At 51.2% G+C, this 23,931-nt stretch carries 22 protein-coding genes, 1 tRNA gene, 1 pseudogene and 1 CRISPR repeat array (1 of these 25 cut by a window edge); of the genes and pseudogenes, 15 read left to right on the top strand and 9 right to left on the bottom strand.

The genetic code is table 11. From position 1 onward, the window contains the following. The first annotated feature begins 25 nt into the window (after nucleotides 1-25). Genes B208_RS0121230 through B208_RS24040 form a run of 4 tightly spaced genes read left to right on the top strand, consistent with a single transcriptional unit; the run spans nucleotide 26 to nucleotide 2,773 of the window. Nucleotides 26-454, top strand: coding sequence for a DUF4212 domain-containing protein (locus B208_RS0121230; protein ID WP_007981510.1), 429 nt, complete (start codon nucleotides 26-28; stop codon nucleotides 452-454). Next, entirely contained in the window at nucleotides 451-2,094 is a 1,644-nt protein-coding gene (locus tag B208_RS0121225) for a VC_2705 family sodium/solute symporter (RefSeq protein ID WP_018129139.1), read from the top strand. Before B208_RS0121230 ends, B208_RS0121225 begins: the two co-directional genes overlap by 4 nt. Beyond that, nucleotides 2,095-2,556, top strand: coding sequence for a universal stress protein (locus B208_RS0121220; protein WP_007981514.1), 462 nt, complete (start codon nucleotides 2,095-2,097; stop codon nucleotides 2,554-2,556). Between the two features lies 1 nt (nucleotide 2,557). Beyond that, nucleotides 2,558-2,773, top strand: coding sequence for a hypothetical protein (locus B208_RS24040; protein ID WP_026178006.1), 216 nt, complete (start codon nucleotides 2,558-2,560; stop codon nucleotides 2,771-2,773). Nucleotides 2,774-3,195: 422 nt separating this feature from the next. On the opposite strand, the gene B208_RS24590 is transcribed toward B208_RS24040, so the two are convergent. Then, nucleotides 3,196-3,585: an SWIM zinc finger family protein gene (locus B208_RS24590; protein WP_007981519.1), complete on the bottom strand. Its 390-nt coding sequence runs from the start codon at nucleotides 3,583-3,585 to the stop codon at nucleotides 3,196-3,198. A gap of 153 nt (nucleotides 3,586-3,738) precedes the next feature. On the opposite strand from B208_RS24590, the gene B208_RS0121205 reads away from it, so the two are divergent. The 4 genes from B208_RS0121205 (at nucleotide 3,739) to B208_RS24035 (ending at nucleotide 7,208) form a co-directional block, all read left to right on the top strand. Next, the gene (locus B208_RS0121205) at nucleotides 3,739-4,092 is read left to right on the top strand and encodes an HTH domain-containing protein (protein WP_007981521.1); all 354 of its coding nucleotides are present in this window, start codon (nucleotides 3,739-3,741) and stop codon (nucleotides 4,090-4,092) included. Then, nucleotides 4,089-4,523 carry a type II toxin-antitoxin system VapC family toxin gene (locus B208_RS0121200; RefSeq protein WP_007981524.1) on the top strand — a complete coding sequence of 145 codons (435 nt, stop codon included), beginning with the start codon at nucleotides 4,089-4,091 and terminating at the stop codon, nucleotides 4,521-4,523. Before B208_RS0121205 ends, B208_RS0121200 begins: the two co-directional genes overlap by 4 nt. 181 nt (nucleotides 4,524-4,704) lie before the next feature. Further along, complete coding sequence (prf1, locus tag B208_RS0121195) at nucleotides 4,705-5,781, top strand: peptide chain release factor aRF-1 (RefSeq protein ID WP_007981526.1); 1,077 nt, start codon at nucleotides 4,705-4,707, stop codon at nucleotides 5,779-5,781. 1,208 nt (nucleotides 5,782-6,989) lie between these two features. Further along, on the top strand, nucleotides 6,990-7,208 hold the full coding sequence (locus tag B208_RS24035; protein WP_143154363.1) for a hypothetical protein: 219 nt from the start codon (nucleotides 6,990-6,992) through the stop codon (nucleotides 7,206-7,208). A gap of 11 nt (nucleotides 7,209-7,219) precedes the next feature. Here B208_RS24035 and B208_RS24030 read toward each other — a convergent pair whose 3' ends face one another. Then, on the bottom strand, nucleotides 7,220-8,035 hold the full coding sequence (locus B208_RS24030) for a hypothetical protein (RefSeq protein ID WP_007981529.1): 816 nt from the start codon (nucleotides 8,033-8,035) through the stop codon (nucleotides 7,220-7,222). A 147-nt stretch (nucleotides 8,036-8,182) separates the two neighbouring features. On the opposite strand from B208_RS24030, the gene B208_RS0121180 reads away from it, so the two are divergent. Beyond that, a tRNA-Thr gene (locus B208_RS0121180) sits at nucleotides 8,183-8,256 on the top strand. Nucleotides 8,257-9,052: 796 nt separating this feature from the next. On the opposite strand, the gene B208_RS0121175 is transcribed toward B208_RS0121180, so the two are convergent. From B208_RS0121175 to B208_RS0121155, 5 genes are all read right to left on the bottom strand, one after another. Continuing rightward, nucleotides 9,053-9,331: an SWIM zinc finger family protein gene (locus B208_RS0121175; RefSeq protein ID WP_007981530.1), complete on the bottom strand. Its 279-nt coding sequence runs from the start codon at nucleotides 9,329-9,331 to the stop codon at nucleotides 9,053-9,055. 226 nt (nucleotides 9,332-9,557) lie between these two features. Next, nucleotides 9,558-9,980: an FxLYD domain-containing protein gene (locus B208_RS0121170; RefSeq protein ID WP_232423908.1), complete on the bottom strand. Its 423-nt coding sequence runs from the start codon at nucleotides 9,978-9,980 to the stop codon at nucleotides 9,558-9,560. Between the two features lie 81 nt (nucleotides 9,981-10,061). Continuing rightward, nucleotides 10,062-10,532, bottom strand: coding sequence for a hypothetical protein (locus tag B208_RS0121165; RefSeq protein ID WP_007981534.1), 471 nt, complete (start codon nucleotides 10,530-10,532; stop codon nucleotides 10,062-10,064). A gap of 786 nt (nucleotides 10,533-11,318) precedes the next feature. Next, nucleotides 11,319-11,558 (bottom strand): hypothetical protein, encoded by a 240-nt coding sequence (locus tag B208_RS0121160; protein ID WP_007981538.1) that lies wholly within the window; start codon nucleotides 11,556-11,558, stop codon nucleotides 11,319-11,321. Between the two features lie 437 nt (nucleotides 11,559-11,995). Next, nucleotides 11,996-13,060 carry a zinc-dependent alcohol dehydrogenase family protein gene (locus B208_RS0121155; protein ID WP_026178005.1) on the bottom strand — a complete coding sequence of 355 codons (1,065 nt, stop codon included), beginning with the start codon at nucleotides 13,058-13,060 and terminating at the stop codon, nucleotides 11,996-11,998. A gap of 150 nt (nucleotides 13,061-13,210) precedes the next feature. Here B208_RS0121155 and B208_RS0121150 point away from each other — a divergent pair, with 150 nt between their 5' ends. The 4 genes from B208_RS0121150 to B208_RS23495 all read left to right on the top strand — a co-directional run bounded on the left by B208_RS0121150 (nucleotide 13,211) and on the right by B208_RS23495 (nucleotide 18,623). Further along, complete coding sequence (locus tag B208_RS0121150) at nucleotides 13,211-14,734, top strand: aldehyde dehydrogenase family protein (RefSeq protein ID WP_026178004.1); 1,524 nt, start codon at nucleotides 13,211-13,213, stop codon at nucleotides 14,732-14,734. Nucleotides 14,735-14,929: 195 nt separating this feature from the next. Next, nucleotides 14,930-15,559, top strand: a complete 630-nt coding sequence (locus B208_RS0121145) for a helix-turn-helix domain-containing protein (RefSeq protein ID WP_007981548.1) — start codon at nucleotides 14,930-14,932, stop codon at nucleotides 15,557-15,559. 192 nt (nucleotides 15,560-15,751) lie between these two features. Beyond that, nucleotides 15,752-17,275 carry an aldehyde dehydrogenase family protein gene (locus B208_RS0121140; RefSeq protein WP_026178003.1) on the top strand — a complete coding sequence of 508 codons (1,524 nt, stop codon included), beginning with the start codon at nucleotides 15,752-15,754 and terminating at the stop codon, nucleotides 17,273-17,275. Nucleotides 17,276-17,465: 190 nt separating this feature from the next. Beyond that, on the top strand, nucleotides 17,466-18,623 hold the full coding sequence (locus B208_RS23495) for an NAD(P)/FAD-dependent oxidoreductase (RefSeq protein WP_007981555.1): 1,158 nt from the start codon (nucleotides 17,466-17,468) through the stop codon (nucleotides 18,621-18,623). A 527-nt stretch (nucleotides 18,624-19,150) separates the two neighbouring features. On the opposite strand, the gene B208_RS23490 is transcribed toward B208_RS23495, so the two are convergent. Both B208_RS23490 and B208_RS24025 read right to left on the bottom strand, forming a co-directional pair. Next, nucleotides 19,151-19,318: a DNA-binding protein gene (locus B208_RS23490; protein ID WP_026178002.1), complete on the bottom strand. Its 168-nt coding sequence runs from the start codon at nucleotides 19,316-19,318 to the stop codon at nucleotides 19,151-19,153. A gap of 1,508 nt (nucleotides 19,319-20,826) precedes the next feature. After that, nucleotides 20,827-21,471: a lamin tail domain-containing protein gene (locus B208_RS24025; RefSeq protein WP_139025530.1), complete on the bottom strand. Its 645-nt coding sequence runs from the start codon at nucleotides 21,469-21,471 to the stop codon at nucleotides 20,827-20,829. A gap of 405 nt (nucleotides 21,472-21,876) precedes the next feature. Between B208_RS24025 and B208_RS23485 the strand changes: the two genes are divergently transcribed. Beyond that, nucleotides 21,877-22,857, top strand: coding sequence for a restriction endonuclease (locus B208_RS23485; RefSeq protein ID WP_007981562.1), 981 nt, complete (start codon nucleotides 21,877-21,879; stop codon nucleotides 22,855-22,857). After that, nucleotides 22,802-23,062 (top strand): annotated as a pseudogene (locus tag B208_RS25105) (hypothetical protein); the annotation flags it as partial. The gene B208_RS23485 and the pseudogene B208_RS25105, both read left to right, overlap by 56 nt. Before the next feature lie 286 nt (nucleotides 23,063-23,348). Continuing rightward, a CRISPR array of direct repeats spans nucleotides 23,349-23,931; the repeat unit is 30 nt; unit sequence GCTTCAACCCTAGGACGGTTCGTCTGTAAC; it runs 40 nt beyond the window's last position.

The raw sequence follows: 23,931 nt of genomic DNA, 5'->3' as shown, positions 1-23,931 counted from the left end.
CGACGATGATAGACGAGACCACACCATGACAGACGAAACCTCACGACGTGACGAGCAACGTGCCGAAATAGAGACAGACGGCGGTGTCGCTACCGACCGAGGAACCACCGACTACCTCGACGCCCGCGTCAACATCTTCAAGCCATCGACCCCGTTCATGCGGGACCACCTGAAGATCGTGTGGACGATGTTCGCAGCGTGGGTGCTCGTTGTCTTCGCCCCTGTGACGGCAACGTATCTCGCGCCAGACCTCATGACGAGCATCACCGTGTTCGGCTTTCCGTTACACTACTTCCTGACCGCGACGGGGTCCCCGCTCGGTGCACTCATCCTCTCGTTCGTCTACGCGCGCAAGCGTGACCAACTGGACGAGAAGTATGGTATCGAACACTCGACGACCCAAACTGTGAGCGACGCCGAGGCAGTCGCCTCCGACGGAGGGACCGAACAATGATGCTGACGCCGCTCAACCTGCTCCCGGACGCACTGAACGCCTCGTTCAAAATCATCCCCGCCATCATGGTCACGGGGATGTTGCTGTTGTTCCTCGGAATCGGATACGCCTTCCGCGTGACCGACACCGACGACCTCTGGGTCGCCGGTCGCTCCATCGAGAACGTCGAGAACGGCATGGCTATCGGCGCCAACTGGATGTCCGCAGCGTCATACCTCGGGATGGCCGCACTCATCGCGCTGTCGGGCTACTACGGACTCGCGTTCGTCATCGGCTGGTCGACGGGCTACTTCGTGTTGCTCATCTTCATGGCCGCCCAGATGCGCCGGTTCGGCAAGTACACCGCGCCGGACTTCGTCGGCGACCGATTCAACTCCGACACCGCGCGCGCCATCGGCGCGCTGACGACGATTCTCATCGGCTTCGTCTACTCGGTCGGCCAAGCCCGCGGCATGGGACTCGTCGGCATCTACGTCTTCGGTGGCGACTACACCACGATGGTCGTCTTGATGATGGGTATCACCGTCGGCTACCTCGCGCTGTCGGGGATGCTCGGCGCGACGAAGAACATGGCCGTCCAGTACGTCATCCTCATCGTCGCGTTCCTCGCGGGCCTCTACGTCGTTGGCTACACGCAGGGCTACTCGACGTTCCTGCCGCAAATCGAGTACGGCGCGATGCTGAATTCGCTCAACTCAGAGTTCACGGAACCGTTCAGCAGCGGTAGTTACTACCTCTGGATTGCGACCGCGTTCTCGCTCATCGTCGGCACCTGTGGACTACCCCACGTGCTGGTCCGCTTCTACACCGTCGAGAGCGAGCGAACGGCCCGCTGGTCCACCGTCTGGGGGCTGTTCTTCATCTGCCTGCTCTATCTGAGCGCCCCCGCGTTCGCGGCGTTCGGCACCGACCTCTACGCCAAGTCGGTCGGCCCCGTCTACGGCGCCAGCGGCATGAGCGGCGCGGAAGGCGACGTCATCGTCGTCCTCGCGTCGCAACTCGCGAACCTCCCGACGTGGTTCGTCGGTCTCGTCGCCGCAGGCGGTATCGCCGCCGCCATCGCGACGACCGCAGGCCTGTTCATCGCCGCCTCGTCGGCGGCCGCCCACGACATCTACACGAACATCATCAACCCCGACGCGACACAGCGCCAACAACTCATCATTGGCCGCCTCACCATTATCGCTCTCGGTGCTATCGTGACCGTCACGGCGCTCAACCCACCGGCACTAGTCGGTGAACTGGTCGCACTCGCGTTCTCGCTCGCCGGACTCGTATTATTCCCGATGTTCTTCCTCGGCCTCTGGTGGGAGAACGCCAATCGACAGGGCGCGCTCGCCGGAATGACGACCGGACTCCTCATCTGGACTGCCGCGGTGTTCAACGAACTCATCTTCGCCACCGACGCGGGCCCAGTCGTGCCCCTCTACGCCGACGTCTTCCCGGCGGTCGGTGCTGCGCTCGCTGGAACGCCCATTGTGTTCGCCGTCACCATCGCGGTCTCACTGGTGACCGACGAGCCACCAGAACGCATCAAACGCATCGTTCGGCAGTGTCACAGCCCCGAACCGATGGGGCAACAACAGAGTGCCGAAGACGTGGTTTTGGCCTCCAACGGTCCGGTTTCGGGGGACGACTGAATGTACGAACGCATCCTCATTCCCACGGACGGCAGCGACACGGCAGAACGAGCGGTCGACGAAGCACTCGCCATCGCGGAGAAATTCGACGCCGCGGTCGAGACGCTGTACGTCGTGGATACAGATGCTGTGGACGTGACCCTCGGAACCGAGCAAGTCGACCGCATTCGTGCCGGTCGATTCGGCGAGATGGACGACCTCGAAGCACGCGCCCGCGACGCGACCCGATACGTCGCCGAGCGAGGCCGCGAACGCGGTATCGACGTTGCAGAACACTTCCGTGGCGGCCAACCCCACCGAGTTATTGCGAACGTCGCGAGCGACCACGATGTCGACCTCATCGTGATGGGAAGTCACGGCCGTAGCGGCATCGAGCGAATGCTACTCGGAAGCGTCACCGAGCGCGTGCTCCGGTCTACCCATCGGTCGGTATTGGTCGTGGACGAACGGGAGGCCGAGTAACGTGTCGCTCACCGGCACCGTTCTAGACCATGTCCGCGAGCATCGGTCCGGGATGGTCGTTGATCTCGCGTTCGCAGTAATCTGGGTTGCCGTCGTCTCGGCGTTGTTCGATGCGCTTCCGGCACCGACGTGGGCGTACCACTTGTCACTGTTCGCAGGTGTCGTCGCGTACTTCGGATTCTTCGCGTCGCTGGAGAGTGCGCGAGACGCCCAGTGACCCAGTCTCGGTTTTCCATGGAGTGAACGATTCAATCTTCGTCTGATACGTCCGTTCTGACGGCTACGCTTCGCCAAATGCGTCTTCGTAGCGCTCCAGACACGCCCGCTGTTAGTCGATGGCACAGTCGCTCGCAGTCGGTCACCGTCTGCGTAGACAGTTCACTGGCTGCAACGGTCAGGGAACACGCCAAAGAAACGTCCTTCTGTCTGACTGGCTACCTGTATCGAATCTCTGTCCTGTCGTGAAGTTCTTGCAGTCAGTGCTGAAAGGAGGAGCTGGCACTTCGTGTGTAGATACGTGGTCACATCGGCATTTCTAACCAAGCATGGTCGATTGCGAGCGCTCATCGAGACACATCCGTCAATCGAGGATCGGATCAGTAATCTCAAAAAGATAGCTACGAACGACTGACGCGGTGGTTAGTTCGGTAGTTCTTTTCGTCCCGTTCGCACGCACGGCCAGCACGGGAAGCCACCGAGGTGGTCACAGTCACAGTCGTCTGGTTCGGTCTCGTCGTCGTCCTCGGAGGGGAACGCATCGAGTGTTCCGTCGTCAATTGCGGTTTCGACGGCGGCCATGTGTTTGCAAAAGGCGTTGCGGTGGGCGTGATGCGGGCACGTGCAGGCCATCAGTTCGTCGGTCACGTCGTCGATGGAGACAGTGTACTGGTGATCTGCGGGGTTCTCGTGGCTCTCGTTGGTGACAGTGAGGAGTCCGGGGGCATCGACGTCGAAGGAAAATTGTTCCCACTGTACGCGTTTCTGTGCAGTCTCGTCAGCTTCAAGTTCACTAGGCGTTTTCGTACTCATGGTCTTCTGGTCCAATTGGAAGACCGGTGCCGGGTGTACCAGCACCCGGCGCGTTTCTACACACGCCCGAGGGCACCGTTCTTCCTACCATATTGTATACACCACATGGCATACACCAACAGGACTATACTTCGGTAGTGTGTACTGTGGCGTATGTCCAAAGACCGCAGTGATTCAGGGCGGTACGTCGAGACGGTGACGCTCGCCGACGTACTCGCCATTTTCGAGGAAGTAGAGGGACCAATAGTGACCTCTGGTGATGTCGCAGATGCGCTTGAGTGTTCACGAGAAACGGCCCGGCGGAAGCTTGGACAGCTCGAGGATCAAGGCCGAGTGAAGAGTCGCCAAACTGCCGGTCGAGTCGTCTGGTGGCTTGTCGATGAGGATTCAGTGCACGAGGTAGATCCGAGTGACCCGATCTTTTCCCGGACGACCTACAGCTCTGGGGAATCGACTGATGCGTCCGAGCACGTGGATGATATCCTCTATGGGAATAGTTCAAAATGAGTCGTCCACTGCCGCTGTTTGTTGATACTGGTGGGTTGTACGCTGCCTTTGATGAGGACGATGTGAATCACGACACAGCAAATGCGGTCTTCGATGGAATGGAGGAAGGTGAGTATGGACCGGTGTTTACGAGTCGGTATGTGCTTTCTGAGTTTGCGACGTTGATGTTGTACCAGATTGGACATACAGCGGCTATTGAGGCGCTTTCGACAGTTCGGCAGTCGAAGACGTTCAATATCCTACCGGTGGGTAAACAGACGTTTAATGCGGCGTGTGATGAGTTCGAGCGTTTTGACGACCAGCAGATTTCGTTTGTCGATCAAACGAGTGCAGTGCTTGCCCGAGAGCACGAGATAGAGCATCTGTTCGCCTTCGACAGTGATTTTCGGACGATGGGGTTCGAGCGGGTGCCGGTTGATAGAGAGGCGTAACTCTCCAGAATTCTTTTAGCTGAGCGATACCTGTGTTGTGATATGCACCGCTCACAGTTGTGCATCAGTACGGTCGTGCAGTCGATGAGTGGCATCTCTCTGTTTTCATAGCTGGTGGCAGGGGTCGTTAGGTCGGCCTCACGGAATCGCCAATCAACTACTCACAAGCCACCAGTATACAATGTCACAAACATACGATCTTCGCGACCAGATCGAGCACCTCGAATCACTCACAGGGGACGGCACTGAACTTGTCACCGTTACTGTTCCCAACAGCAAGTCGTTAGGATCGATTCGAGAACGAATCGCCCAGGAATACGCCAGTGCCGAAAATATCAAATCTGATCAAACACGAGATCATGTCCAGCAAGCGCTCAAGCGTGTTCAGCGGATACTCCGTCGATACGAAACCACACCGGAGAGCGGCCTCGTGGTCTATGCAGGTATCGTTGATGGAGACCTGATCTCGACTGCCTTCGACGACTTGCCCGCTCCGGTGACGGAGTCCACATACCGGTGTGACGATCACTTTGACCTCACTCCATTGGTCGAAGCGGTTACGCCGAACGAGACCTTTGGACTCATCGTCATTGAACGAGGTGGTGCTGCTATTGGGCGACTCGTTGGAGAGCGCATTATCCCGATTCGGACGTTCGAAAGCCAAGTGATGGGAAAGTCCAGGGCAGGTGGACAATCTGCCCAGCGGTTCGAACGAGACCGCGAACGGCAAGTCCACGAGTTCTTCCAACAAGTGGGGGATATCGCCACCGAAGCATTCACTGGTGACGAAGGAACGGTTACCAGCCTTGTTGTTGGAGGAACGCTCGCGACTGCAAAGCGGTTCGTCTCGGACGGCTACCTCGATCATCGGTTGCGTAATCGGTTGCTCGGAACGTACTCGGTTGAGTATGCGACCGTGCAGGGGCTAGACCAGCTTGTCGAAAAAGCGGACAAACAGTTATTAGATGCCGAACAGCGAGAAGGACGCGAGCGGCTTGATGAGTTCTACTCGCGGCTTCGGGCTGGGGAGTTAGTTGCGTATGGTACTGAGGAAGTAGAGCGGGCGATTGAGTTCGGTGCGGTTGAGTCTGTACTCATTGCATCAACAGTATCGCGAGATCACCGAGGAGAGTTGGAAACTGCTGTCGAACAACAGGGTGGTGACGGATATGTGATCGACAGTGATACAGAACGTGGATCGCAATTCGTGGCTGCCTTCAGTGGTGTTGGAGCACTACTTCGGTTTCCGGTGAAGTAAGATCGCTCTCAGTTTCTAATTGTTCGATGTCACTCGGGTAGTCACTAACACTGACGGAGATGCACAGCTGTCGAAGCAAGTAGGCATAGCTGACGACGATATTTTGGCGCAGATGCGTGAGTCGGAGTTTCTTGCGGTAACAACCCGGTGGCTAGCGGATCTACTTGAAATAACGTTTGCTTGTCTGATTGTCTTATTTTTTAACAATAGCACAAAGCATATACCGAACCCCACTAAGCGACTGGGTGTGGCGCGGTTGCCTCTGACACCCTGAATCGGTCTCGCGTGGGTCTGGCGCCATCACTCCTGATCCACACGCCCTTTCCCTCGCCACCCCCTTCTTCCTGCTCGAACGCGTGCCATAGTGTGCCCGAGCAGGGATATTCAACTAATCCAGTCATGTCTCTATTACCCAGTTCGAAGCCTGAAATTGACACTGACCAATCTGGCGATGTCCGAATTCTTAGTATCGAAACCAGTGGTGGTGAGTGAGAGTCACAGCTGATCCTCAAGGGTGAGAGAAACGAATCAATATTGGTTGATCATCCAGATAGTGAACCGATGAACCCCCGATAGTCCTGTTTTATTCGTTATCGATGATGGGGTGGGGCTGGAGCACACCATACCAAAGTCGATATACAATGCCACCAACGAGCATCCCGATCGAAAAACTGTATTTCACAGACTCATTTTCTGGCAGGATGAATTGCTGAATAGCTGACCACCCCATCGTCGCGATTCCCCGTCGTCGAATAGAACTCTTGAGCGCATGCCAATCACGATCGTACGCCCACAAATACGGGATCATACTAACAAACCCAGCAATCATCCAGCGACGAGAGAGGGGTTCATACTCATCAGAGCGTCTCCGAAACAGCAAGATTGCCAGTAGGCTAGCGATATTTCCGATAAACTCCATCCGGGCTCGAGTTTGCTCTGTAACCATACTGTAGTCTCTATGAGAATACACTACGTCAAATAGTTATTATAACATGTGAGACTGTTTTAGCGATTATCGAGAAGGCAGCGTCGTGATCAGGTGCTGCTCGCTGCTAAATGAGAGCCACACCAAAGGCCGACCAGGAACAAAGAGAGCAATTCATCGGTACGATGACTTAGTGGGTGTTGAATGTTCCTCAAAAAGATAGAGATACGCTAATTTCGATCCACTCGTAATGTTTATTCAGAACACTATCCAATAGGTTTGTATGACAGCAAACTCAGCTCGCTCATCTCCCTCCTCTCGAGAACTCTTATTCGACAAGCAGCGTCTGGCGTTTTCTGTTCTCGTTGGAATCATTGCTGTACTCGTCAATCTCCTCATCGGCAATATTCACACAGTCAGTGATGCTCTCACGCCATTCCTTGGTGCGACAATCGCACTGTATCTCGTTCAGACCCCGATTCGCCGTGTCCTCTCTCAGTAGGAATCTTGGTTCTAATCTCCGTCTACATACTTCTGAAGTGAGTAGGCCACTGATTCAGAATCTGGAATCGGTCCGAGTCGACATCGAAATGGCACTGGCCATGGGAACCCTCGATGAAGCGTGAGAACATCCTCATTGTATTCGACCGAGCGTAGCTGCTGGCGTGGAATAAATCGGGTAGCGAGTGTGCCACTCCGTTTTACGAGGAGGCCGCTCTCAACCAGTGTATAGTGCCTGGTTTTTCCGACGATTACTGCATTAGCAAGGAGAACGCCGCCAATCGAGGCGAACAACCCCTGAGCAGGTTCTATTGAAATAGGGAGCATGAGTCCACTCGCAAGGAAGACGAGACCACTCACGAACGAGAGTATTCGAACGAAACGGAGATACCGTGTATCGGCTCGTCCGAACCACTCTGTGAGCACGTCTTCATTTTGCTGGAGGATTACAGCATAGCAATTCATCGTTGTACCATAGAGAATGAGCCCTGTGATTGCGAGTAACAGAGCTTCATCGGTCAAATCTTGAAGCAGATTTGCATCTGGGATGACGCCGGAAGAAGTGCCAATATCGGTGATCAAGAGAAACAACAGCGGTCCGAGTGAAGCCGCGAGATAGAGACGAGTACGAACAAGTAATTCAATAAGATTATCGCGAGCTACTGCAAGTGCAACGCCAAGCAAAAAGCCGAAGCAGGCTGTAGCGAGTGAGATACGCGAAAGATAGTGAGTGCTCGTGAGGAGTGCTACAACTACGAGGGCAAGGATGGCAGTATAGACCCCGAATGCAAGATCAAAGAAAATATGCTGTACCGGACGCTGAAACATTGATTGATAATTATTTGTATTGATTAAAGTTCTTGTGTGGCAACGAGTTACGTGATATATTGGTTGACAGGAGACTGGGAATCAATTACGGTAACGAGAGACAAGGAAAGGAGAAGGTCTTTGTTGGGTGCGTAGTGACATCGGAGTGCCTTGGTAGCTCAGGCTGGCAGAGCAACTCCTTTGTAAGGAGTCGGTCGAGAGTTCAAATCTCTCCTAAGGCTTTTCAACGAGTTCTGGTTGGCTATCGTAGGTGAGAAGTTTCACCGTGGGTGTCTGAAGTTAGTATTGACTACTAACCAAACTCCATCTGAATTCCGATGCAAACACAATAGAAATGGCTCGAACAAGAAGCAATACTTCGCAATAATCTTCCTCGTGTCTAATTCTCTATCGCGGAGATTGTCCATTGCTCTCCTCGCAAATTACCCACCAGTTCGGCGAAGTGAACCGTTTGCAGTACTGTGAGGTGTCGAGTGTATCCGTCCATCGGGTGAACGTTGTGCCGTGATCTGCGTCGCCGAATTCGTAGTACTGCCAGGCAGTTTTGTGGCAACCTTATCACTCCGCAATTGCTTTGAGTAGAATCGGCAATAAACAGCTCTGCGGCGTGATCGTTACTACACACAAATTATTTCTGAATGGAAGGTTTATCCAAAAATATCGATGGTAAGCCGTGAAAATTGGATAACGATCGCCTTTGTTGTCGTAGCCCTCCCTGCAGCGTACGTAGTCGAATTCTTACTGGAATCAAACGGCATCGCTGAAGATACGGCCTTCATGATCTCGTTTTTCGTACTGCTTGTTGTTGGCGTTGGTCTCCCAAGATTTGTAACGCGTAGTGGATGACCCCAGTCACGCACTGTCAGTATTGGATGACATCAAGTAGTACTGTCTTTGTCGTCGGAGTTACGTCGCATTTGTCGATGCTGTCTCCATACACATCGTAAGCATTCGCTGGTCGGTGATATCCGAGAACGTCAATTGGCGTGCCATGGATAAAAACAGCTGAAGCGGTGGTTAGTTCGGCAGTTCTTTCCGTCCCGTTCGCACGCATGGCCAGCACGGGAACCCGTTAAGGCCGTCGCAGTCACAGTTGTCGGGTTCGTCTTCGTCCTCGGACGGGAAGGCGTCAAGCGTTCCCTCTTCGGTTGCGTTTTCGACGGCGGCCATATGTTTGCAGTATGCGTTGCGGTGGGCGTGATGCGGGCACGTGCAGGCCATCAGTTCGTGCGTCACGTCGTCGATGGAGACGATGTACTGGTGATCTTCGGGGTTCTCGTGACTCTCGTTGGTCACTTCGATGAGTCCGGGGGCATCGACGTCGAAGGCAAATTGTTCGGCCTGTGCGCGTTTCTGTGCCGTCTCGGCAGGATCAGAAACCGTACAGATCAGTCCTTATAGAGTCTCCCCACTGTCGTGTAAACGTACTGATTAGGTTGGTAGAAAGAACCCGAGGTCCAGCTACGGTTCCGATTTCTCCGGAAAATCAATCTAGGAAAATCCACACCGATCTCCTACAATCTTATTGACGGAACACTTCCGTCGCTAATTTGTAGTCGGCTACTTCCTTCGGATTTTCGTTGAGATAATCGATTTGGAACCCCCCAGTTTCACCAGGTGTGAGTGACAAAGAGTCAATTCCATCTGACGATAACACAGTTTCCCGCTTATCGTAGAACGTTGCGGTAATGAACATCTCGGCAGGAAACTGACCCGTCCATTTGACCTCGCCAGTGATGGCGTACTCAGTTGTCCCAAACGATTCGATTGGCCGCCACGAGTCGCCGATGATTTTCGTGTGTGGTGCCAAGTTGTGTTTGCTCGCTCGCTTCTTCTCCTTCTTGCCATGCTTGTGCTTGCAGGCATTAGCAGTACCAGCAACACTCAGTCCAACAGCACCGAGACCGACGGAGTGCATGAAGACACGACGATTCATTTTGGTCATTGTTATCCTTGTCCTCTTTCCCCATCTTGAAGCCGCGACGGGGGTATGCAAATTGTACAGCAAGGTCTGAAAGCTGAGTTCTTATCCAGACGGTTGTTTTCTGTTCTCACGACGAGCTGCCAGCCTGAGTGTTAGCTTTCCGGCACCGAAAGCCCCGACCGCAAGGACAAGACCCCCGAAACCAAACAGAACCAATCCAAACATCCCAGCGAGTGCACCTGCCGGACCTGCAGTGAATGCACTGAGAGAGAGGCCGATCGCAGCAGCAACGAACAGAAATGCTCCAATGTAGAATGAATTTCCGAGCGTTTGCAGCGGTGGCTCTTTTAGCTGCCACAAGTATAGGATGGTTCCACCACTTGCGAGGGCAAATCCGAGAGTTGGCGCGAATGCAGCGAACATAGCCATTCCTAACGCACCGTGAACTAAGGCGGCAAAACAGATCACCGCCCATTTTGCACTGATTAGCATCCAGTTATACGACTGTTCTTTTTTCGAATCCAGTTCTCTTCTCTCATTCCCGCTTATCGGTTGTTGTTTTTCGGTCGCCATTGTTGGCCCCACCCCGCCGTAAATCCGTGGCGAGGGTACGCAAATGATGTCCTGAATAGACAGTACACGATTGCTACCAGTGGTTTTCTCTCAATGGATGCCGCCAGGGGACTCCCATTTCACCGGCTTGTGGTTGCCGCCCGCCTGTCAGTGCCAGTGACCACATTGCGGTGTAGCTCCTACGGGAATGGTTCCACCCGTAAATCATTCATCAGCACAGAACCTTCACAGGTCTGCCCGCCTCCCGATTTATTTGTTATTTGTAGGGTAGTAGAAGACCAAGTCCTCGTCTGCCCCTCAGATACATGTACGATTACTACCATAATAAAGATTTGTAGTTCATAGTGAATTTCCTGAATGGGAAGGAAAGTAGATATCGTAGCGAGACTTACTATGAGATTGGGTTGAAATCATGTCCAGAGGAACAGTGAATGAGAACTTTGAACCGACTGGTGATGGGGAAAGGGTGTTGAAAGCCTTCAAAGAGAGTCGTGGTACCGATCAGCCATGGGGTCGTCATACTCCGCGATCGATTCACGAGGATACGGGCATTACGAAGGGGAATGTGGAGTTCTATCTGCGGGAGTTGACTAATGCAGGCTGGATCCGTCGGTATACTCGGGGTCTGTATGAGTTTGTCCTGGATCCTCGTGAAAATGAAGAATAACGCGATCCATAGTAACCCGGTCTTCTCGTGATTGTAGCTGAAGACCTCAATTTAGTCTTTGTCCAAGACCAGCCGACCGATCCATTTCTGGTACCTGTATGCCGCTTTCACCATCATAATCACTCTCGAGTGATGCCTCCGACCTCGATTATCTCCGGATAGCACCCATCATATTCGAAGTCGTCCATAGCATCGAAGCTCTCGAATGCGAGGACAACATCGACATCGCTCTCTCGTGTGACTTTCTTCGTCGGGTTCACAAAACTTCCCGTGAGCCACGCACTGCAAAGGCGATCTTCGTCGACTCCGAGTGCATCTCGGATCTGTGGCCACGTGGGTTTGCGTTCGTTATCGGCCATTGCAGTGGCGTATCGGTAATTGGTTACTGAGATACTGGCACCAAGTCGCGATGCCGAAACCAGACATCGATTCCCTCACCATCGGTTTCAATGCGATAGCTGTAGGAGTCTAATTCTCGCCCAGTTTCGTCTCCGAGAGTGTCCTGCAAGACGTCCGTGATAGTGCCTTCTTTCCCGTGGTGGTCGCTGGTCGGGGATATCCGAGACCGTCACTTAGCGTACCATGGATAAAAAGGGCTGAAGCAGTGGTTCGTTCGGCAGTTCCAATGGAGCTAACCACGGCACTCCCTCGGCTTACGTCTTCACCTCACTGGCAAAAGACCGGATAATTGACCCTACTTACTGAGTGCCTAGTGATTCCGATAGCTCTCAGTGAATATGGCATAGATATCTCTCCCGTTCTTCTACACGATAAAAATTGTTAGCTAGATAAATATCTAGCTGAAGTCACTGCAGACGGGGATTCCCATCGTATCGTAGTCGCTCATTGCCGCAAGCTTATCCGGAACTTCATCGATCGAGATGGTTTCCGACACGAGTTCGGTCGGGTCAAGCTTCCCCGTCTTGATCATATCCAACATCTCGGAGTACCGTGATGGTTGGAGACCAAGCGAGCCACGGAAATCGATCTCTTTGGCTACGAATTCGTCGGTTGGCAGCGGCACTTGGCCCGCTTCCTCGGAGGTCGTGAGTCCAACTTGGACATGGCGACCACCTTTTTTGAGAGAATTCACAGCATTTAGGCATGTCGTCTCGATTCCCAGTGCATCGACTGAGCAATCAGCACCGCCGTTCGTGATATCTTGAACCTCCTTTGCAGCGTCGTCAACCTCACTTGCATTTACAGTTTCAACGGCGCCGAGGCTTTCTGCTTTGTCGAGTTTCTCATCGAAGAGGTCGACTCCGATAACGTTCGCACCGAGCGCGTTCGCGATGTGAACGGCAGAAAGTCCGATGCCACCAAGGCCGTGAACAACGACGTCTTCGCCATTGCCAACATCACCACGATGCGCCATCGCGTGATACGACGTCATAAATCGGCAACCGATTCCTGCAGCTGTGTCAGGATGAATGCTGCCTGGGAGCGGAACAGCGTTGATATCCGCGTGTGGTACGTGAACCTCTTCGGCGAATGCACCAGGGGCTTCGTTCATGAAGCCAAGCCCAACGTGATTCTCACAGATGTTCTCGTGCCCATTCCGACAAAGGTCACATTTCCCGCAGGCGAAATTGAAGGGAATTGCGATGTGGTCCCCTTCTGAGACGCTCTCGACATCTTCGCCCACGGCTACGACTGTGCCACAAGGCTCGTGGCCGAGAATGTGTGGCGGATCTGGCCGGTAGCCGAACCAATCCCAATCTCCTTGCCAACAATGCCAGTCACTTCGGCACACACCACAGCCGTTGACTTCTGCGACAATACCATGTGACTCTGGCTCTGGTCGTTCGACGTCCTGTACTTGCAGCGGTTCTTGGAATTCCTCGAGTACTACAGCTCGCATTGCACGTCATTGTCTATCATTATATTATAAATATTTACCGGACTAGGGCAGAATTAGTGTGTATTGTAATGGCTATAGGCCGATATCAGATTTATATGTAACTACCGAACAGAAATTGTTATTAATGATGTCTACAGAATAACTGTCGTAATGTCGACCGACTCTCAACGATCAACCGACACGAAAACAGCAATTAAACAGCGTCATAACGAGGCAGCAGAAAATCAAATCCCATCTCAACCAGGCCAACTCTACATCGGAGGCGAATGGATCGATAGTGAATCCGATCAAATGCTCCAAACTCACGATCCAACAACGGGCGAGGTTCTCGCAGAAGTGCAGGCTGGCAACGCGGCTGATATCGATAATGCAGTCAATGCCGCTTGGGAAGCCTACGAAACATGCTGGTCTGCATACTCGGCGGCAGATCGTCAGCAAGTTCTCAGTAAAATTGCAGATAGGATCGAAGCCCGGAAAGAAGACTTCGCGACGATCGAATCACTTGACAACGGGAAACCGATTTCAGAGGCTCGAATTGATCTCGATCTCGTTATCGATCACTTCCGATATTTCGGAGGAGCCGCACGAATAAACAGTGGAAAAACGATTCCCTGTGACGGTGATCATCAGATCCAGACGCTTCGGGAACCATATGGAGTGGTTGGGCAGATCATTCCCTGGAACTTCCCGCTACTGATGGCCGCATGGAAGTTGGCACCCTCCCTCGCGGCTGGGAACGCTGTTGTTCTAAAGCCCGCTGAGCAGACACCACTCTCGGTCTTAGAACTCATGCGTGAAATTGACGATATTCTTCCCGATGGTGTCGTTAACGTGGTTACTGGCTTCGGTTCCGAAGCAGGTGAACCACTGTCGCGTCACGATGGTATTTACAAACTCGCATTCACCGGATCGACAGAGGTCGGTCGTGGTGTGATGAAGAACGCTGCAGAGAATATCACGGATGTCACCCTAGAACTGGGTGGCAAGAGTCCTGTAGTTGTGTTTCCGGATGCAGACATCGAAAAGGCAGCCCAGGTCGCCCGAATCGGGATGTTCCACAATACCGGAGAGTGTTGTTGTGCGGGAACACGACTTCTCGTCCATGAGGATGTCAGAAGCGAATTCCTTGATGCGTTCGTCCAAGAGGTGGAGAATTTAACCATGGGAGATCCCCTCCTTGAGGAAACGACTCTTGGCCCCAAGGTCACCCGGGACCAGGTCAATCGGACACTAGATTACATCAAAGAGGCACGCAAGACCGGAGCAGACATCGCAACGGGCGGGGATGCACCCGATGATGAGGCACTCAGTGATGGGTGTTTCGTTTCACCAACTGTACTCACGAACATTGATCACGAGAGCCGTCCCGTTCAAGAGGAAATTTTCGGCCCCGTCGAAACAGTCTTCGAGTGGTCGTCGTATGACGAGATGATTGAGCTGGCTAACGATGTTGACTATGGACTTGCGGCAGGTGTGATCACCAATGATTTGAACCAGGCCTATAGAGCTGCAGAAGACATCGAAGCTGGTAATATCTGGGTGAATACCTATAACGAATTCCCTGCTGGACAACCGTTTGGAGGGTACAAACAATCTGGTATCGGTCGCGAGACTGCATTTGAAGCCATAGAACACTACACACAGACAAAGACGCTCAATATCGCTCTCGAATAGAGATCGTTGGCTCTCGGCCTCCCAATGGCAGTCCTTGCCATCAGATAGCCACTGATCATTTTTGGCCCGGGAATTTCCACACGTTGTTTCAAGAATACAACCCGGAATAACGTAGAAACCCCGTCAGAGAAGGCCAAACAAACTCAAAAAGTGAAAAGACCTTTAATCTGGAAACCCCATAGACTCAATAAGACCATGCCTTCTGCCATCGATGAGATCGACGATATTTCTGCTCGGGATATCGCTATTCTGAAGGCCCGTATCGAGCATCCAACTGCTTCGGTGCGAGTACTAAAGGAACGATTAGAGGATGAGTACGGGATCTCGCTGTCGCATAATCGTGTAAACGATATTCTTCGTGACTTGAGCGACAAGGACGTGTTTCGACAAGTTTCCCTATTAAATGAGAGCTTTTTTGAGTACCATCTTTTCCAAATTGCATTTCATTATCCTAACTTTGAGGATCGGTGGGAAGAATGCTATGACGATTTGATGAATGACCCCCACGTCTTAATGTTCTTCAATGCAGATGATTATCATCACTGGCAGTTTATCGCTCGCTTCCGAAAGCACGAGAAAAGCGAAACTTGGAAACACGAATTTTTCAAGAAACATGGCGATTTAATCGCACAGTTTGATTCGAGTTCCCTACCAGAGATACACAAATTCCGCAATGATACGGAAGTACTCGAGCAAATTCTCCACGAAACAGAAGAAGGGGAAAAGTTCGTAAAAAACAACGACGGGGAAACAGAGGACCGTGAAGAAGATCTCGACGATGAGACAGAACGGGTAGTCGCCACAGATGGTGGGGCAAATGACTAAATTTAGATCGAATTCTAACCTATCGGATTGAACCTTGTTTTCCGTGTCGGCCTCTATTGAGATAGGTACGGGTGGATCAGAGAAGGGCAAACATAATGCAAGAAATAGTAGTTATCAATCTTAACGCCTCCCACAACCGCACCAAATAGTTATGTAGAACCATCAAAGATATAGTGAATAGCACTTCGAGCAATGTCAACACATTCTAATACATCTTCGAATCGAAAGCAGATCATCAAACAACGGCACAGAGAGGTCGCGAACGACCTCCTCCCGTACTATACTGCTCAACTCTACATAGGAGGCAACTGGGTCGACAGTGCCTCCGGACAGACACTCCAAACACGCGACCCAACAACGGGAGAAGTCCTTGCTGAAGTGCAAGCCGGGAACGAAGCTGACATCGATCGTGCGGTTGATGCTGCCTGGAAAGCATATGATGATTGTTGGGCTGCATATTCAACAGCAGATCGGCAACGAATATTAACCGAAATCGCAGATCGTATCGAGACCCGAAAAAAGGAATTTGCAAAACTTGAATCGCTTGATAATGGAAAACCAATTACTGAATCTCGTGACGATATTGATCTAGTAATCGATCACTTTCGATACTTCGCTGGTGCTGCCCGTTTCTTGGAAGGAAAAACAATTCCTACAGATAGTAATAACCATATCCAGACAATTAAAGAGCCCTATGGAGTGGTTGGACAAATCACTCCCTGGAATTTCCCATTGCTTATGGCTTCTTGGAAATTGGCACCGGCTCTTGCCGCTGGGAATACAATTGTGTTGAAGCCAGCTGAGCAGACTCCTCTATCGATAATTGAATTCATCCGCGAAACTGAAGATGTTTTACCGCCCGGTGTTGTCAACCTTATCACCGGATATGGTGCCGAAGCAGGTGCACCCCTTGTAAGCCATGACGATGTGCGAAAAATCGCTTTTACAGGATCAACTGAAGTCGGCCATGGAGTGATGAAGAACACTGCGAACACGATCACTGATCTTACGTTAGAGCTCGGTGGAAAAAGTCCTGTAATCGTATTCCCGGATGCTGATATAGAGAAAGCAGTAACAGTCACAACTAAAGCGTTATTTTTCAACGCAGGAGAGTGCTGCTGTGCTGGGACTCGGTTGCTAATCCATGAGGATATTTACGACCAGTTCCTCCCGGCATATATGGAGGAAGTTGGGAGTCTGACAGTTGGAGATCCACTCCTAGACGAAACAGAACTAGGTCCAAAAGTATCACAGGCCGAGTTGGAGAGAACGATGCGATATATTGGATGGGCACTGGAGGCGGATGCGGAAATTCTAACTGGTGGAGGGCCTCCTGATGATGAGGCGCTTACTGATGGAAATTTTGTCGCACCAACCGTGATTTCAGATCTCGACCACGAAAGCAGGGTTGCACAAGAGGAAATCTTCGGTCCCGTCGAAGCAGTGTTTCGGTGGTCCTCTTATGATACGATGATCGAACTGGCGAATGACACGCAGTTCGGTCTGGCAGCAGGAATCATCACGGACGATTTGGATTCTGCCTATAGGACAGCACGCGATATCGAAGCGGGTAATATCTGGATCAACACCTACAATGAATTTCAAGCCGGTCAGCCATTTGGTGGGTACAAACAATCTGGAACCGGTCGTGAGACTGCGTTTGAAACCTTAGAAGAGTATACCCAAACCAAGAGCATTAATGTCGGGTTTGAGTAAAAATTCCCGGTAATCAGTTTCCTCTTCTCGACTGCTAGCTGCTGCAGGATTTACTTCTCGATGTATCCTCTATATTAATCAACCTCTGCAACGGCGAACCCATGCAAAGTTTACATGATATTGGGCCATTTAGCAGTGTAATATTTGCACTAATCGAATATTTAGTATTATTTGTAATCCATTATCCCGTATGGGACATGATATTGTCGTACTAGGCGCAGGGTACGCGGGAACAAGTGCAGTGCAAAGCTTAGAACAGCGTTTTCAGCATAGAGATTGTAATATAACATGGGTTGACCTCCATGATTATCACTTAGTGCTGCATGAGGTACACAGAGTAATTCGAAATCCAGATGCAAAACACGAAATTACAATTCCGATCAATGAGATTAAGGAATCATCAACGAACTTCATCCGGGGTCGGGTCGAAACTATCGAGACTGATCAACAAGTTATCAGTCTTGATGATGGCACTGAGATATCATATGATTACGTTCTCATTGCTCTTGGGAGCCAGACCGCCTATTATGGAATCTCCGGACTGTCGGATAATGCACATACAGTAAAGTCACTTGATGATGCACTAACCATCCACGATCAGTTGAGAGATCAAGCGAATACCGCTTCAGAAGAGAATCCAGCACACGTCGTTGTTGGTGGTGCAGGTCTCTCCGGTATCCAAACTGCAGGTGAAATTGCCGCGTTAGCTGATGAAGAAGGGCTCCCAATTTCGGTCACTCTCGTTGAAGCAATGGAGTCAATTATGCCGGGTCATTCATCTGACCTCCAGCGATCCGTTCGGAGGGAATTAGAACAGGCGAACATTGATATCCTTACTGATGATCCAATTACCGAAGCAAAAACAAATCAGATCAAGTTTGCGAGTGGAAATTCCGTTAACTTTGATCTCTTTATTTGGACGGGAGGGATTACAGGGCATGATACAATGGAATCCGTCTCGATCGCGAAAGAACACAATCGAGTGCAGGCAGACACGACCTTCAAAACGAGTGATGACTCTGTGTTCGTAATTGGCGACGCAGGACTCATCAACAATGGGGATGGCGTTATTCCGCCAACTGCACAAGCTGCTTGGCAAGCTGCTGATACTGTAGCCAAAAATATTGAGCGATCGATTGACGGGAAACCACTCGAAACGTGGAATTATTCGGATAAAGGAACTGTAATTTCGATCGGTGAATCCGCTGTTGCACATAGTGTACCAGTTTTACCCATTGAAACGTTTGGCTCCTACCCCGCACAGATCTTGAAAAAGATGGTCGCTGCACGCTGGATCGCTAGTGTAACGACTTGGAGTCGCGCCCTCGGATCCTGGAAGACACTCTAGACGCTCGCCATTTCCTGGGATTCGGGCAACCGGCAAGCCACTGACTGTCCGGCAACGGGTCAAGAGTAAGAATGTTGAGTACCTTCCTGAAACAGACGAAGTTCGGATTGTGACGGCACGGAATGCTGATGGTCCGGCCGAATTTGCAACGCGGTCGCTCGGATGGTGGTGAAGAAATTACCAAATCATGTAGCTGTGACGGTCGTGTTTACTGGGAAAGAATATACGACCGATATTCCGGTGATCGTAGGAGAGCGCAAAGAGATTGTCCTACTATAGATCCACTTCCGGTCATGAAACCGTTCGAACCTTCTATAACGAGTGAGATCGCGGACGAGCTTGGATGGTCACGTTGGATTATGTACGAGTTTTAAGTGGGCTTGCCGACAGGGGGAGATTCGCAAGAAAAAGCCCAAAGCGCGTCGGATGATCTGGATTCGGGCGGAGTAGCGGTTAGTCCCTAGCGAGATGAGTTCTTTATAACGACGAACAAAAACAGGTTGATGCTAGCTTGAGGCGATGGAACGCTACAAATCGCGCGCTTGGACGGTTTTGCGATCGTTTTCTTCGGCTCGGCGAGCAGCGTCCTCGAGAACCGTCTCAACTTCCTCGTTGAGTGCATCGTAGAAGTCGCTGGCTACATTTTGTCCTTCGAGCTGGTCTTTCACTGCTGCTTTGACAACCAAATTAGCCATACAAGCATCCAGACGGTATAATACTACAAAAGAGCAATGGCAAAATAGCCCAGAATAGACGCCGATAATTCAGAGGAACACACATTACATCGTCACTGTACAGCGGTAAAATACGGCTTGAATGATTCACGCATACACGTCGGTTCTCTTCGTAATGTAACGAGAGTAATCTTTATCGAGTATGAAAACAATTAGAATGGGAATGAAAATCGGTCCATTTCGCACCCGTCGTAAGAAATCGAAAGCCGAGAAGATCGTGAGAGCAGCCAAAGACCCGAAAAAATACGCCAAACGAAAGACGACAGGGAAAGTAAAGCGGAAGGTTCGAAAGAAAACAGGCGTCTAGAAGGCGTCTGGAACCGCACGGAAGGTCAAGAACCCAAAGCAGTATGCGAAACGCAGAGCAGAGTCGAAGGTGCGATCAACGGTGAAAAAGCTCCTCAAGTAGAGTCGTACTGACTAGTTTATCGCTGATATTGACTATCTGGATGACTCGGTCGTGTGTGCTTCCCTGGCCGTTGCAGTCGTTGTCGATTTGCTCGTTTCTGTCTTAGTAGTGGTTGTCGATGAGGATGTCCGGCGTGTTGTTGTGAATCGGCTCTCTGTTGTGGTCGTTGGACGCTCACGAGTCGTTTGCGACGACGTTGTTGTTGATTCCGGCGGTGTTGTCGTTGTGGTAGTCGTGGTCGTAGTGGTCGAGGGAGCCCGCGTTGTCATGGTTGTTGGGACATCGGGTGAGAATCGAATTGTCGAGACGATTCGGCGAGAGAACTCATCGGTGGTCATGAACCCATCTAACACGGCCTCCGCATCTTTGGTCATCACCGAATAGCCCCCGATATCGTCACCATCCTCGTCTTGCAGCGTGACTCGGAGTTCGGATGGTGGGTCCTCGACTTTGGTGGTGAATTGGACCCAATGGCCAGCCACAGTTCCGATTTCTCCGGCCAATCCATCCAGAAGGGTTGTCTCGTCGGTCGTATGGATGATTTTCGCAATATCACGCCACGTAGTCGGGTTAGAGGCATTGACACCTTCTGATTGGAGGCTGCTGATCAACCACTCCAATGCACTCTCGACGGACATCGTATCTTCCGACGTTGTTGTCGGTGTCTTCACGGGGACATCGGCAGTGACTGTTGACTTTGTTGATTCAGTCGATGTCTTTCGTTCTGTCGCTTGTGAGTTCGACGTCGAAGATGATTCTGATGTTGTTGTTTCGTCCTGCCGTGTCGTTTTCGAGGATGGTTCTGCCGAGGTATCCTCTGATGACTCACTGGTGGACTGTTTTGTGGCAGTCACTGTTTCAACGGTCGTTGCAATCGTTTCTGTTACTGCTGTCGTCGAGTCTGGCGTTCTCGAGGACGTTTTGGACGTGTTAGTTTCGGTAGACCCGAGGATATCTGAACACCCGGCAAGCATACCGAGACTCATCGTGGCCAATGCTGATGTGAGAAACCGTCGCCGTGATCTGTTGGTCATGAAAATAGGGGTATCGACTGGCTGTCTCAGCAGTCGTCTTGTGAATCCTCTTCGCTGGACGAGTCGTCCGACTCGGACTCTTCGGAGTCATCACTTTCCGAGCTTTCGCTCTCGTCAGAGTCGGTATCATCGTCTGACTGAGTATCGTCCGAGGAGCTATCGCTCGACTCGCTGTCGTCGGAGTCGTCGGTGGTATCTTCCTCTTCAGTAGTCGTCTCGTCGGTCGTTGTTTCTTCGCTTGGATCGATCGATGCCCGGTATTTCTCTTGGTCACTACGAGCAACGACGTTTTTGTCAGCGTCAAGGATCGCGTATACGTCGGCTTCGGAGTTGTTCATCTCATAATCGGGCTGGTCCATGTCAATAGCGCCTTCAGGGACCTCTCCCGCCCCGGTTGCAATTTTGATTGTACCACCAGCAGGAATCGTATAGCCGGAGGGAATCGAATACCGTTGATCTTCACCGTCGTTTACATACTCAAAGTCAACATAGTGCCCGTCAAGGCTGAATGGCGAGTCTGTTGTGTTTTTGACGAGCAGGTACTCTTCACCCGGATATGGATCAAGAAGGAGTGGAACATTAGAGTCTGCACCAAGAACTTGCGTTGCGCCGACTCCGACTGTTGCTACGGCTCCGATTGCGCCAAGGACGCTTCGTCGTGTCTGCTTCATTCGATTATTGAATTAATTGATGAACAGATAAATCTATGTCAGACCTTCTGGAAATCCCAGAACAGTATTGAATAAATGCAGTTTTGGATATAAGAATTGAGAAGAGACTCAGGGTGGTTGAGGTAAACAGAGTTTCCGGCAGTGACCGTTCGGTGGGTTGGAGATACGGTCGCGATGGAGCGATGGCCAGTGCATCGGCGGCTCAAAGAGTTGCATGAACATGGTAAGTTAGAACGAGGGAAGTTGAGTCCACGGGTGGTTATCTGGTGGATTCGAGAGGAAGAATAATCGTTCGAGGGTGTCGGTACTGCTAGCCCTAGCGGTATATGCAAATGACAGACATAGTATATAAATATCATATGAATACCACAACAATTTATGCTTGTTCTCTAACTTAGTCAGATTATGAAGACCGGCAAAGAATCAAACATCACTACTGATCAGATTCTACCTCTTCTTCAGCAACTAAATGGATACGAATTTGAAGAATTCGTCTCCGACCTTTGGTCTTTTCGTGGTTGGGAAACTGAAGTAACATCCCAATCTGGAGACAAAGGAATCGATATTATCGCAACGAAGTCATTTCCATATCCCAAGAAAACACTAATTCAGACAAAACGATATGGTACCGATAGTTCGGTTTCAGGACCTGAGTTACAAAAATATGCATCTCTTAAGCAAAGGGATAGTGTGGATGAAGTCATAGTAATTACTACTAGCAGATTTACAAACCAAGCCCGTTCACTTGCCCAAGAATTCAATATCAAATTAGTTAATGGAGATACGCTTTCTGAACTCGTTGTTGAAATGTCTGCCGAAGAATTAGTTGAGTCCTACGTAGACGATCGGAGAGAGGAGACCATCCAGATAGAAGAAAATACTCCTACTGTTCCTACAGACCACAAACCTTCAAGCAGCCTCAATATTGTTGACGAATGTGATCTGTTCCGGGCAAAACTTCTCGGTTATGAGTATATCAAGACTTCCCAAGCAAAGATACGGAGACCAAAAGAATTTAAAGGGTACTTCCTTGCAATGGAGCTGACTAATTTATCAAAATATGACTTATCGATTCATCCTTGGAGTGATCTCTCCATCTATGGTGATGACGGGTTTACTTACAATCCCAAGAAGAAGTTTGCTAAAGATAGATACTTCCCCGGAAATTGGCAGGTGAATATTCCTGTAATATCTGCTCAAAGCAAAGCACGCTTTGCTACATATATCGAGGCACCTTCGGAGACCAGTATCACAAAAATTCGGTATAAGAGACGAACTCAAACAGTATTTAAAGACTATCGTTTCCCTGACGATTTTCCCCAACAGGAGCGAGAACGCCGCCGTGACACTCACGAACGAACTCAACGCGACGCAATTTCTGTGTGACGAGTTCAATCGGCTTGCCCTCATCCATGCGTCACTCGTTGATACTCGGCTTGTGACCACGCCGATGCTGCTCGTTGCGCTTGTGCGAAACGAGATTGTATCACCAGCTGACGCGGAGTCATTACTCGATGAGATGAGTACGGCACGAAGTTGGTCGAAGAACACCTATGTCCAACGTGCGAGAGCCGTCTTGAATAGCCAGTGACTTCTCGATTTGTGTAGCTCGAATGCAGGCCGTCAGCTCTTTGAGACAGTCCAGCGCTCGGAACAGAACACTGAGCTCGTCAACTTCCGCGAGAAGCGCGCTGAGAGTCAGCAAGTCGAGAACAAGTACCTCGATGTGCTCAAACACGCGAAGAACGTCGCCAAGACGAATGACGTGATGGTTGCACGACTCGGATATCGAGAGCTCGCGACCCACTACGGTTGTGCGTACAAGAACGATGGCTATCGAGTGATGGAAGAGATGGCCGAGCGTTCCATCACGCGATGCTTCAACCCTAGGACGGTTCGTCTGTAACTGGCGTAAATTCCAAACGCCACCAGTGCGATGAATTCGCTTCAACCCTAGGACGGTTCGTCTGTAACGCTGGGCGAGATGGGAGGGACGTAACGAGTGGTCGGTGCTTCAACCCTAGGACGGTTCGTCTGTAACGGGCGTTTTGCAGGCAGTGGCCGACACACGGCAGGCTTCAACCCTAGGACGGTTCGTCTGTAACAAGTCCTCTATTCGTCCCTAACTCATTACCAAATAGGCTTCAACCCTAGGACGGTTCGTCTGTAACGCGATTCACGAGCACATGGAGGACCGAATAATGACAGCTTCAACCCTAGGACGGTTCGTCTGTAACTGGCAGAGATAACCTCTGTCCGCCTCGAAAAACAGGCTTCAACCCTAGGACGGTTCGTCTGTAACTCGGTTGCGTTGTAGTCGATGTGAAGATACCCATCGCTTCAACCCTAGGACGGTTCGTCTGTAACTCATCGGCTTGCTGCTGTGCCACAAGGGCGGTTCCAGCTTCAACCCTAGGACGGTTCGTCTGTAACCTGCCGACTGCCGGGGTGCGAGAACGA

Source organism: Haladaptatus paucihalophilus DX253 (assembly GCF_000376445.1).
Classification (GTDB): Archaea; Halobacteriota; Halobacteria; order Halobacteriales; family Haladaptataceae; genus Haladaptatus; species Haladaptatus paucihalophilus.
This window is presented reverse-complemented; position numbering and strand designations above follow the sequence as displayed.